Genomic DNA, 12,372 nt, shown 5'->3' on the forward strand with positions numbered 1-12,372 from the left:
ATTAACTTAATCGGATATCAGAAACTGAAGCTCCTGTTGGAATCATTGGGAATACATTATTCTCTTTTTCTACTAAAACTTCTAGGAAATACGATTCCTTTGAAGCCATCATTTCAGCAACTGCTGCATCCAAATCTTCTCGTTTTGTTACTTTCTTTGCTTTGATGTAATACCCTTCGGCAATAGCAATAAAATTCGGATTGATCATTTCGGTAGAAGCATAACGTTTGTCAAAAAACAGTTGTTGCCATTGGCGCACCATTCCTAAAAACTCGTTATTCAATACTACAATCTTCACAGGAACTTGCGTTTGAAAAATAGTACCTAATTCTTGGATAGTCATTTGAAAACCACCATCACCAATTATAGCAACTACTTCACGATCAGGACGACCCATTTTGGCTCCAATAGCTGCAGGCAATGCAAATCCCATAGTTCCTAATCCTCCAGAAGTAATATTACTTTTAGTCGAATTGAATTTGGAATAACGACAGGTAAACATTTGGTGTTGCCCCACGTCCGAAACCATAATTGCATCTCCTTTCGAGTGCTTGTTAATCATTTCAATGGTTTCTCCCATTGAGATGCCTTCTTTCTTCGGTTGTAATTCGTCATTAATAACCGCTTCTAATTCGATATTGTATTTTTCTTTAAATTCGTTGTGCCAAGATTCGTGCGTCTTAGAATCTACCATAGAAAGTATAGCAGCTAAAGTTTCTTTTACATCTCCTAAAACAGCTACATCCGCTTTCACGTTTTTATCTACTTCGGCAGGATCAATTTCAAAATGAATGACTTTGGCTTGTTTCGCATAAGTAGCTAAATTACCCGTAACACGGTCGTCAAAACGCATTCCTAAAGCAATTAAAACATCACATTCATTAGTCAATACATTAGGACCATAATTTCCATGCATACCTACCATACCCACATTTAAGGGATGAACTGTTGGCATTGCCGAAAGACCTAAAACAGTCCATGCAGCAGGAATTCCAGTTTTTTCTACAAATGCTTTTAATTCGGCTTCCGCTTCGCCAAGAATAATTCCTTGACCAAAAACAATCATCGGTTTTTTGGCTCTATTAATGATTTCAGCAGCCGCTTTAACTTGATCCATTTTCATGGTTGGCTTTGGAACATAACTACGAATGCTAGTACATTTTTTATAACTAAAATCCAATTCGTCAAACTGTGCATTCTTAGTAATATCAATTAAAACGGGACCTGGACGACCTGATTTAGCGATGTAAAAAGCCTTCGCCATGATTTCTGGAATCTCGTGTGCTTCTGTAATTTGGTAATTCCATTTGGTTACAGGAGTCGAAATACTAATAATGTCTGTTTCTTGAAAGGCATCCGATCCTAACAAATGTTTTCCTACTTGGCCTGTAATACAAACCATTGGTGTCGAATCTATTTGCGCATCGGCAATTCCAGTTACTAAATTGGTAGCTCCTGGGCCTGAAGTAGCGATGGCTACTCCAACTTTTCCAGTTGCTCTGGCAAAACCTTGAGCAGCATGCGTTGCACCTTGCTCATGACGAACTAAAACATGATGTAATTCGTCTTTGAATTTATATAATTCGTCATAAACTGGCATAATCGCTCCCCCTGGGTAACCATAAACCAAGTTTACTCCTTCTTCTAATAAGCATCTAATAACAGCTTCTGCACCTGATATTCTCATTTTTTTACTCTATTTGATTATTTAAATAGCTCAGAATAATTTATTTATCTGTAACACAACCTGTTGCCGCACTTGAAACTGCTCTTGCATATTTTAGTAAAACTCCTTGTGTCACTTTCAATGGTGGTTGTACCCAATTGGCTCTTCGTATAGCCATTTCTTCATCAGAAATTTTGACGTTGATGGTGTTTTTAACTGCATCTATTGTAATGACATCTCCATTTTCAATTAAAGCAATAGCACCTCCTTCGTAAGCTTCTGGCGTTACATGCCCTACAACAAAACCGTGCGAACCTCCTGAGAAACGTCCGTCTGTAATCAAAGCAACTGTACTACCTAAACCAGCTCCCATAATTGCCGATGTTGGTTTCAACATTTCTGACATTCCTGGGCCTCCTTTAGGACCACAGTACCGAATAACTACAACATTTCCGGGTTTCACTTCTCCAGCTCTAACTCCAGTTATGGCTAGTTGCTCATTTTCGTAAACAATTGCTGTACCTTCAAAAAACTCTCCTTCTTTACCACTAATTTTGGCAACACATCCCTCAGTCGCGATGTTACCATAGAGAATTTGAATGTTTCCTGTAGCTTTCAATGCATTAGTAACCTCGTGAATAACATCTTGTCCGTCTTTCAAACTTGGAACTGAAGCTAAATTTTCAGCTATTGTTTTTCCGGTTACTGTTAAACAATCACCGTGTAAAAATCCTTCTTGTAATAAATACTTCATAACTGCAGGCACACCTCCTACTTCGTGTAAGTCTTCCATTAAGTATTTACCACTTGGTTTCAAATCAGCCAATAATGGAGTTCTATCACTAATGTCTTGGAAATCTTTTAAAGTCAATTCAATTCCTACCGAATGTGCAATAGCAATTATATGCATCACTGCATTGGTAGAGCCACCTAAAACAGCAACCATCGTTATGGCATTTTCAAATGCCTTACGGGTCATAATATCTCTTGGCTTGATGTCTTTCTCTAATAAAAGTTTAATTGCTTTACCCGCATCCACACACTCTTGTTTCTTTTCTGGACTTAATGCTGGATTTGAAGAACTATATGGTAAACTCATCCCTAAGGCTTCAATTGCCGATGACATCGTATTAGCAGTATACATTCCACCACAAGCACCTGCTCCTGGACATGCATTTTGAATTACACCTTTGAAATCTTCCGGTGTAATGGTGTTGTTGAATTTTTTTCCTAAAGCTTCAAAAGCTGAAACGATATTCAACGATTCACCTTTCCATTTTCCAGAATGAATAGAACCGCCATAGACCATAATTGAAGGGCGATTTAGTCTACCCATAGCCATTACTGATCCTGGCATGTTTTTATCACAACCGGGAACTGCAATCATGGCATCATACCATTGAGCTCCCATTACTGCTTCAATTGAATCTGCAATAATATCTCTAGATACCAAAGAATAACGCATTCCATCATTACCATTTGAAATACCATCACTTACACCAATAGTATTAAAAATTAAACCTACTAAATCCGCTTTCCAAACACCCGCTTTGATATCCTTTGCTAAATCATTTAAGTGCATGTTACAAGTATTTCCATCATAACCCATACTCACAATTCCTACCTGCGCTTTTTTAAGATCTTCTTCAGTTAATCCAATTCCGTACAACATGGCTTGAGAAGCAGGTTGTGTTTCGTCTTGCGTGATTGTCTTACTGTATTTATTTAATTCCATTGTTGTTATTCTTATTATTTTGAAGTTCAATAATTAACTTCTGTTTTATTTATTTTTATACTATTGTTGATTGACCGAGTTGAACGAAGTCTTTTTTGAAATACAGATCTCCTTCGTTTAAAATGTAGTTCACCACAAAGTCTCCTACTTCGTTGGTTCCAAATTGCGAGTCTACTTTCAAATCCACAGTGACGACATTACTAACAATTGCTTTTTCAACCGCTGCAATCACTTTTTTGGATTCTGTATCCAAACCAAAATGATCTAATAACAAGGCTACAGAAAGTATGGAAGCAATCGGATTGGCTATATTTTTTCCTTTGGCTTCGGTATAACAGCCGTGTATTGGTTCAAATAACGAATGCTTTTCTCCTATAGAAGCGGATGACATTAACCCAATAGAACCTGAAATCACACTAGCTTCATCGGATAAAATATCACCAAATAAATTATCAGTTAACAGCACATCAAATTGTCTTGGATTGACAATAATTTGCATTGAAGCATTGTCAACATACATGCATTCTAAAGTAACATCTGGGTATTCGGTAGCGATTTTAGTTACTACTTTACGCCATAATCTTGAAGTTTCTAATACATTGGCTTTATCTACCAAAGTCACTTTTTTACGGCGATTTTGTGCTTCTTTAAAAGCCAAATGGGTAATTTTTATAATTTCTTCTTCATTGTATTCACACAAATCAGAAGCATAAGTTCCCGCTTCATTAGTATTCTTTTCTCCAAAATACAGTCCGCCATTGAGTTCTCGATACACCACAAAATCAGTACCCTGAAGCACTTCTTTTTTAATTGGCGATGAATTCATCAACTTAGGATAGGCTTTGATCGGTCTGATATTGGCAAACAAACCCAATTCTTTACGAAGTTGAAGCAAACCTTGTTCCGGGCGTACTTTGGCCTCTGGATTGTTATCGTATTTCGGATCACCAATAGCACCAAACAAAATAGAATCGGTATTTCTACATAAATTCAAGGTCTGTTCAGGAAGTGGTTTTCCCGTTTTTTCGATGGCAATAGCACCAATATAAGCATCTTCAAAAACAAATTCGTGATTGTACACCACGCCAATAGCATGCAAAGCTTTCTTAGCTTGCAAGGTTACCTCTGGACCAATTCCGTCTCCTGAAAGTACTGCTATTTTTAAATTCATTGTATACGTTTTTAGAAATTAGGCCTGTAAACATTTACTGGCTTCAACTATTTGGTGAATATCTTCATCAAGTACTTCTTTCTTAATATCGGCAAATTTCAAGAACTCAACATATACGATATCCAATTGCACTTTGGTCAATTCATAGCCCACTTTTTTTGCACGGTAAGCCAAGGCAGCTCTACCACTTCTAGCAGTTAGAATAATAGAAGATTCATTCACTCCTACGTCCAAAGGATCAATAATTTCGTAAGTCGCTCTATTTTTAATTACACCGTCTTGGTGAATTCCAGAACTGTGTGCAAAAGCATTAGCACCCACAATTGCTTTATTAGGTTGCACCATCATTCCCATGCTGTCAGAAACCAATCGGCTCATTTCGTTCAATTGTTTTGAATTGACATCTGTATATAAATTCAAATAAGGATGTTGTTTGAACACCATTACCACTTCTTCTAAAGCAGTATTACCAGCTCTTTCACCAATACCATTAATCGTACATTCTATTTGACGAGCACCGTTAATAGCACCAGCGATCGAATTGGCGGTAGCCATTCCTAAATCATTGTGACAGTGACAAGAAATCGTCACATTGTCAATTCCTTTTACGTTTTCTTTTAGGTATTTAATTTTAGCTCCGTACTCATCAGGTAAACAATATCCCGTTGTGTCAGGGATATTAAGAACGGTAGCGCCGGATTTAATTACTTCTTCGCAAACTTGCGCTAAGAACGCATTGTCTGTTCTACCCGCATCTTCTGCATAGAATTCTACATCTTCCACATAGGTTTTAGCATGGGCAACAGCTGCTTTGGCTCGGGCAATAATATCTTCTTTAGTAGTATTTAATTTATGTACAATGTGTGATTCAGAAGTACCAATTCCTGTATGAATACGAGGTCTTTTGGCGTATTGTAATGCTTGTGCGGCTACATCAATGTCATTTTTAACAGCACGAGTTAAACCACAAACTGTGGCATTTTTTACAATTTTACTGATTTCAGAAACAGATAAAAAATCTCCTGGACTTGAAACAGGAAATCCTGCTTCGATAATATCAACACCCATTTCGTCTAAACGACTAGCAATAATAAGCTTTTGAGCAGTATCTAACTTACATCCTGGGACCTGTTCGCCATCTCTTAAAGTGGTGTCAAAAATTTGAACTTTATCTTTATTCATTTTCGTTTATTTAATGTAATTTCACATCTTGAAACAAAATTAGATTTTAATAGTTTGTATCAAAAATCATTTTACTTAAATATACTGCTTATAAAGCCCATAATTACTATATAAGCAATTGATTGTCAATATTTTAAATCTTTATATTTTACAATGGCTAACCATCAAAAAGATTTCTTATTTGTATTAATAAAATCGCTTTCAAAATCAGAGAAACGCCAATTCAAGATTTTCGCAAGCCGTTTGGAGACCAGTTCCAATACAAAATTCATCGAATTGTTCAATATTTTGGACAAATCCGAAGTCTATGATGAGAAACTTATTTTGAAAAGTGGCAGTATCAAAAAAGTACAATTATCCAATTTAAAATCCTATTTATACAAACAAATTTTGGTGAGTATTCGATTGAATATTCCAAGCCAAAATATGCGTTACCAATTGCGTGAACAGATTGATTTTGCTACAATTCTGTACAACAAAGGCTTGTACAAACAGAGTTTAAAAATCTTGGATAAAACCAAACAGCAAGCGCTTGAAAACGACGAAAAACACATGGCGTATGAAATTGTGGAATTCGAAAAACTAATCGAATCACAATACATTACCCGAAGTATTCAAGGTCGTGCGGATGAATTGGCTGTTCAAGCCAAAGAGTTAAACTATCGCAACACTATTTCAAGTAAATTATCCAATTTATCACTGCAATTATATGGCATCATGCTTAAAACAGGTTATGTCAAAAGCGATGATGAGTACCAACATATTGACGATTATTTCAACAAACATATTGCGAAATTTGATGAAGATAAATTCGGTTTCAGAGAGAAATATTGGTACTATAATGCCAACCTTTGGCGTAGTTTCTTAGTGCAAGACTTTTTATCTTGTTACAAATTTGCGCACAAATGGGTGACTCTTTTTTATGATAATCCGAGTATGATATACCTTAATCCCGTGTTTTTCTTGAAGGGTAATCATTATTTATTAGAATCCTTGTTCATGTTGAAATACAAGTCTAATTTCAAAAAGTACTTGGTACAACTTGAAGAAACCATTCACGACCCAAAATTCCCAGTAAATGATAATATCGCGTCATTGTCGTTTTTGTATTTATACAATAACAAATTAAATTATCACATTCTTGAAGGGAGTTTTGCCGAAAGTGAATACTTGATTCCCGAAGTTTTATACAAAATGAATCAGCACAGTGAACATTTAGACGAACATCACGAAATGTTGTTTTATTATAAAATTGCCTGCATTTATTTTGGAAACGAAAAATACACCGATTCGGTATTCTATTTGGAAAAAATCATCAACAATAAAAATCTGACCATGCGCGAAGATTTGATGTGCTTTGCTCGCCTCTTGTATTTGATTTTACATTACGAATTAGGGAATGATTATTACTTAGAGAATCAATTGAAGAGCACCTATAAATTTCTATTGAAAATGAATGACTTAAATGAAGTTCAAAAAGAAATTATTCGCTTCCTGAAAAATCTGAATTCGATCTATCCTGGAGATATTAAAAAAGAGTTTATTACAATGAAAGAACGCTTTATTGAATTAGAAAAAAACACCTACGAAAAACGCGCTTTCTTATATCTTGATATCATTTCTTGGTTGGAAAGTAAAATTGAAAATAGAAAAATTGGAGACATTATTCGTGAAAAAGCCCAATTGAGTAACCGCTAATTAGCACTCTTTATACAATTAAAAATATTACTTACATTTGTTTTTAGCGTTTTCGCTTAAAATGATATTTAATACATACCCTATGCAAAACATTCCTAGTGTTGACTTGCGTGATTTCCTGTCGGAAGACCCGACACGTAAACAAAAATTTGTAAATGAAATCGGAAGAGCCTACGAAGATATTGGCTTTGTAGCATTAAAAGGACATTTTTTAAATGACCAATTAGTTGAAAATTTATACCGTGAAGTGCGCAACTTCTTTTCGTTGCCTTTGGACACTAAAGCTAAATATGAAATTCCTGGAATTGGCGGACAACGTGGCTATGTATCCTTCGGAAAAGAACATGCTAAAGGACGATCTGCTGGCGATTTAAAAGAGTTTTGGCATTTTGGTCAGTTTGTGAGTAAAGACTCCAAATATGCTGCCGAATATCCTAAAAACGTAACTGTTAACGAATTAGCTGAATTTAATTTGACTGGTAAAGAAGCCTATCAAATGCTGGAGAAAACAGGTGTTTATGTTTTAAGAGCTTTGGCTATTCACATTGGTTTAGACGAATTCTATTTTGATAATTTTATCAAAGAGGGGAACAGTATTTTACGTCCAATCCACTACCCTCCTATTACTGACGAACCTAAAGATGGCGCCGTTCGTGCAGCCGCTCATGGGGACATCAACTTAATTACTCTTTTGATGGGTGCTCAAGGAAAAGGCTTGCAAGTCCAAAATCACAATGGCGATTGGATTGACGCAATGGCGCAGCCAGATGAATTAATGATTAATGTAGGCGATATGTTATCCCGACATACCAACAATAAACTAAAATCAACCATTCATCAAGTAGTAAATCCGCCCAGAGAATTATGGGGAACTTCACGATATTCTATTCCTTTTTTCATGCATCCGGTGAGTGATATGCCACTGAATTGTTTGGAAGAATGTATCGATGATGAACATCCAAAACAGTTTGAAGACATTACTGCTGGCGACTACTTGAACGAACGATTAGTCGAGTTGGGATTAGTTAAAAAATAATTGAAACAATGGATTTACAAGATCAGTTAAAAAACCTATTTCCTGACCACCAAATTTCAAATGAACCCGAAGTGGTTACTGAAAACGATCACGAATTATATGTACAAGTGGAACCTATGATTTGCAAATTCGAAAAGCGCAAAGGAAAACCAACTACTATTATTGCTGGATATGAAGGTGCTGACGAAGATTTTAAGATTTTAGCTAAAGAAATCAAAAGTAAACTTGCAGTTGGTGGAACATTCAAGGATGGTGAGATTATCATTCAAGGGGATTATCGCGATCGCATTATGAAAATGCTTCAAGACAAAGGTTTTAAAACCAAACGTGTAGGCGGATAAGAAAGTATACAGTGAACAGTTAGTAGTGTTCAGTTAAAAAACAATCATGATACAATCATCAGAATTGATATTAAATCCAGATGGAAGTGTGTATCACTTGAATCTGAAACCTGAAAATATTGCCACCGATATTATTTTTGTTGGCGATCCAGATCGTGTGGAAAAAATCACACAATTCTTTGACAGCATTGAATTTTCAATTCAGAAAAGAGAGTTTAAAACCCAAACCGGAATCTATAAAGGCAAACGGTTGACGGTGCTTTCTACAGGAATTGGTCCCGATAATATTGACATTGTCCTGAACGAATTAGACGCCCTAGTCAATATTGATTTAACAACGCGACAACCGAAAGAGAATTTGACCTCCTTAAATATAATTCGCATTGGAACTTCAGGAGCAATTCAAGCCGATATTCCAATTGATAGTTTTGTGATGTCTCAATACGGAATTGGACTGGACAATATGTTGCGCTCGTACATCGTAGATGAAGTTACACATCCTGGAATTGAGGATGCATTTATAACACAAACCCAATGGGAAATTCGCAAAGGCAGACCTTATGCTATTGCTTGCTCTGAAACTTTAGCTATAAGAATGGTAAGCGACCGAATGTACAAAGGAATTACCTGTACTATCGGAGGTTTTTACGGACCCCAAGGTCGTGTATTACGTTTGCCTATTCAAGATGTTCAGCTGAATTCAAAAATGGATCATTTCCAATTTAACGGTAACCGAATTACCAATCTCGAAATGGAAACGACAGCTATTTATGGTCTTTCGGCCTTATTAGGTCATAATGCCTTATCCTTGAATGCGATTATTGCCAATAGAGCGACGGGGACTTTTAGCGAAGATCCTACCAAAGCAGTGGATGAATTGATTGCTTATACTTTAGAAAAATTGGTTGAGTAAATCAATAAATGATATGAATTTAATTATAGAAACAGAACGCCTATTACTCCGTCCTTTTGAAATTTCAGATGCTGAATCACTATTTGAAATGGACAAAAACCCAAACACACATCATTATTTATCGAAAAAACCTGTAGAAAATATTGACGAAGTATATGCCTATATCGAAATGGTTCAAAAACAATATACTGAAAATGGAATTGGTCGATTTTCCACCATTTTAAAAGAAACAGGCGAGTTAATCGGTTGGTCAGGTATAAAATTCGTAAATGATCATGTAGAAAACGGAAATACAAATTTTTACGATTATGGTTACCGTTTAAATGAAAAGTTTTGGAACAAAGGGTATGCATCCGAAGCAACGAAAGCTTGGTTTGAATATGGATTCAATGTAATGAAAATTAAAGAAATGAATGCATATACTCATGCAGAAAATGGTGCTTCTAATCATATTTTAGAAAAAAACGGAATGCAGCTTAAGGAAGTATACATAGCTGAAGATGATATTAATTGGAAATGGTGGCAAATGATTAATCCAACTATTTAAAAAAATGTGATAGTACTTTAGGGTATTTATATCAATATATAAAAAATGATACAAATAAAAATTGTTGGTGTTCCTGAACATTTCAATTTGCCTTGGCACCTGTGTATTGAAAATGGCGAATTTGAAAAAGAAAACATCGATTTGCAATGGACTGATGTACCAGAAGGAACAGGTAAAATGTGCCAAATGCTTCGCGATGGAACTGCTGATATTGCGGTGATTTTAACCGAAGGCATCATCAAAGATATTGTAAACGGAAATCCATCTAAGATAGTACAAGTGTATGTAGAATCGCCATTAATATGGGGAATTCACGTAGCTGCGCATTCAACATTCCAGAACCTTGCTGATTTAGAAAATACCAAAGCAGCCATTTCACGACTGGGATCAGGCTCCCAATTAATGGCCTTTGTCAATGCTAAAAACCAAGGTTGGGAAACTAGCAAATTACAATTTGAAATAGTCAACACGCTCGATGGTGGTGTGACCGCCTTAACCGAAGGAAGAGCTGATTATTTTATGTGGGAGCGTTTTATGACAAAACCACTTGTCGACAAAGGTATTTTTAGACGTCTAGCTGACTGCCCTACTCCTTGGCCCTGTTTTGTCATTGCGGTGCGCGAAGACGTATTGGCTACACAACCCGAGACCATTAAAAGAGTTCTTGAAATTATTAATGCCAAAACCCAAAACTTCAAAGGCATTCCAAACATTGTAAATCTGTTAGCTACTATCTATAATCAAAAAACAGAAGATATAGAAGAATGGTTATCCCTAACCGAATGGTCTCAAGAAAAAATAGATTTAGATTTACTTGAAAGCATTCAAAAGCAATTGTTAGAATTAAATATCATTGATTCCAATTGCGATTCGATTATTTGGACTTCGAAATAGTATACAATTGTCTTCCAAGTTCTGCCAAAAATGGAATTCCAATTTCATCGTATTCATAAATGCCATCATTGAATATTTTATTCTTGTTGACTAACAAGGTAGCCGTTACCATAAATTCAACTCCATTTTTCTCATCATTGATGTAAGCACAATCAGTTAGCGTTCCATAGGCTTGACCTATTTTATTATATATTTTAATAGAGGAATTAATGGTATCGGTTGTGTCGCCAAAAATGAAAAATTTGCAATAACTATCATAAAATTCTTTAGCATCAAAACCTTGTTCTCTTGGAAGTTGATACATAGAAGATAATATAAACTGACGGTCAGTTTCATTTAAATTAAATCGCTCGTTCAATTTAAACTCTTGAGGGAACAAAAGGCGTTTGAGTGTAGAATGTAATGTTTCTAATGGGTAATAATTTTTGGCAGAAAAATCAAAAGCTCCCTTTACTATACTATCATTTTCTAAATAACCAATCCCTTTTTTGGTGGAATTGAGATGTAATGCTTTTACATTTTTACCCTTCAAAGAAGGAAGTTCTGCAATTAAATTATCATTTTTATATAATAAAATTGAGGAAGTTATTTTATTACTTGAATTCGTTGAGGATAAACGGTGATTTAAAGAAAATGGAACCAGTCCTTTTTCTTTCATTTTAGAATTTATATAATCAAATCCAGTAAATTCGATCAAATTATTAGCTGCATCATTATCACTTAATGCAAAAAGTTTTGAAATTTCTTTTTGAAAATGCAATGAACTCCTTTTTTCATCGAACCTAAAATGAATACTATCTGTAGTTAGATTCATTGAATTTAATTTTTCAACAGCCAGAAGTGCAATTGGCAATTTGACTGTACTTGCCGGATAAAAATAATTCTTAGAATTGACATTATACTGATAGTCTTGAAAAGAAATTTTTCCATCCTTGTCTCTATTGATTTGCGTGTAGATAATTTGTAGCTCATGTTCACGAGCATTATCCATGACAACTTGAATTTTTGGATTTTGGGATTCTAGGACTAAATTCAGAGGATTGCTTTTCAATGCGTTGTTAGATATCACACAACTAGAACATAAAAATGGAATGGAAAAAAAGATATATTTAATGTTTAACATCTAATACTATTTGCAAATTAAATTATACAAGTTTGATTTAGTCTTTTTAGTTTAACAAACTTAATG

At 35.2% G+C, this 12,372-nt stretch carries 11 protein-coding genes; 6 read left to right on the forward strand and 5 right to left on the reverse strand.

Annotated elements, in window-relative coordinates:
• Window position 1 precedes the first annotated feature (1 nt).
• From ilvB to LPC21_RS08320, 4 genes are read right to left on the reverse strand one after another with little or no spacing between them, the layout of a single operon-like run.
• Window positions 2–1,687, reverse strand: a complete 1,686-nt coding sequence (gene ilvB, locus LPC21_RS08305) for a biosynthetic-type acetolactate synthase large subunit (RefSeq protein ID WP_229316703.1) — start codon at window positions 1,685–1,687, stop codon at window positions 2–4.
• Window positions 1,688–1,727: 40 nt separating this feature from the next.
• Window positions 1,728–3,401, reverse strand: coding sequence for a dihydroxy-acid dehydratase (gene ilvD / locus LPC21_RS08310; RefSeq protein WP_229316704.1), 1,674 nt, complete (start codon window positions 3,399–3,401; stop codon window positions 1,728–1,730).
• A gap of 55 nt (window positions 3,402–3,456) precedes the next feature.
• Window positions 3,457–4,572: a 3-isopropylmalate dehydrogenase gene (gene leuB, locus LPC21_RS08315; protein ID WP_229316705.1), complete on the reverse strand. Its 1,116-nt coding sequence runs from the start codon at window positions 4,570–4,572 to the stop codon at window positions 3,457–3,459.
• Window positions 4,573–4,590: 18 nt separating this feature from the next.
• A complete protein-coding gene (locus LPC21_RS08320; protein ID WP_229316706.1) occupies window positions 4,591–5,754 on the reverse strand; it encodes a 2-isopropylmalate synthase in 1,164 nt (387 codons plus the stop codon).
• Window positions 5,755–5,907: 153 nt separating this feature from the next.
• Here LPC21_RS08320 and LPC21_RS08325 point away from each other — a divergent pair, with 153 nt between their 5' ends.
• The 6 genes from LPC21_RS08325 to LPC21_RS08350 all read left to right on the forward strand — a co-directional run bounded on the left by LPC21_RS08325 (window position 5,908) and on the right by LPC21_RS08350 (window position 11,183).
• A complete protein-coding gene (locus LPC21_RS08325) occupies window positions 5,908–7,452 on the forward strand; it encodes a hypothetical protein (protein WP_229316707.1) in 1,545 nt (514 codons plus the stop codon).
• 82 nt (window positions 7,453–7,534) lie between these two features.
• Window positions 7,535–8,488: an isopenicillin N synthase family dioxygenase gene (locus LPC21_RS08330; protein ID WP_229316708.1), complete on the forward strand. Its 954-nt coding sequence runs from the start codon at window positions 7,535–7,537 to the stop codon at window positions 8,486–8,488.
• Window positions 8,489–8,496: 8 nt separating this feature from the next.
• On the forward strand, window positions 8,497–8,829 hold the full coding sequence (locus LPC21_RS08335) for a translation initiation factor (protein ID WP_229316709.1): 333 nt from the start codon (window positions 8,497–8,499) through the stop codon (window positions 8,827–8,829).
• Between the two features lie 46 nt (window positions 8,830–8,875).
• Window positions 8,876–9,742 carry a nucleoside phosphorylase gene (locus tag LPC21_RS08340; RefSeq protein ID WP_229316710.1) on the forward strand — a complete coding sequence of 289 codons (867 nt, stop codon included), beginning with the start codon at window positions 8,876–8,878 and terminating at the stop codon, window positions 9,740–9,742.
• A 13-nt stretch (window positions 9,743–9,755) separates the two neighbouring features.
• Window positions 9,756–10,289 carry a GNAT family N-acetyltransferase gene (locus tag LPC21_RS08345; protein WP_229316711.1) on the forward strand — a complete coding sequence of 178 codons (534 nt, stop codon included), beginning with the start codon at window positions 9,756–9,758 and terminating at the stop codon, window positions 10,287–10,289.
• A gap of 45 nt (window positions 10,290–10,334) precedes the next feature.
• A complete protein-coding gene (locus LPC21_RS08350; protein ID WP_229316712.1) occupies window positions 10,335–11,183 on the forward strand; it encodes a substrate-binding domain-containing protein in 849 nt (282 codons plus the stop codon).
• On the opposite strand, the gene LPC21_RS08355 is transcribed toward LPC21_RS08350, so the two are convergent.
• Entirely contained in the window at window positions 11,164–12,306 is a 1,143-nt protein-coding gene (locus tag LPC21_RS08355; RefSeq protein ID WP_229316713.1) for a serine hydrolase, read from the reverse strand. The two genes, LPC21_RS08350 and LPC21_RS08355, sit on opposite strands and share 20 nt — an antisense overlap.
• Window positions 12,307–12,372: the final 66 nt, after the last annotated feature.

It is taken from the genome of Flavobacterium ammoniigenes, assembly GCF_020886055.1.
GTDB classification, from domain to species: domain Bacteria; phylum Bacteroidota; class Bacteroidia; order Flavobacteriales; family Flavobacteriaceae; genus Flavobacterium; species Flavobacterium ammoniigenes.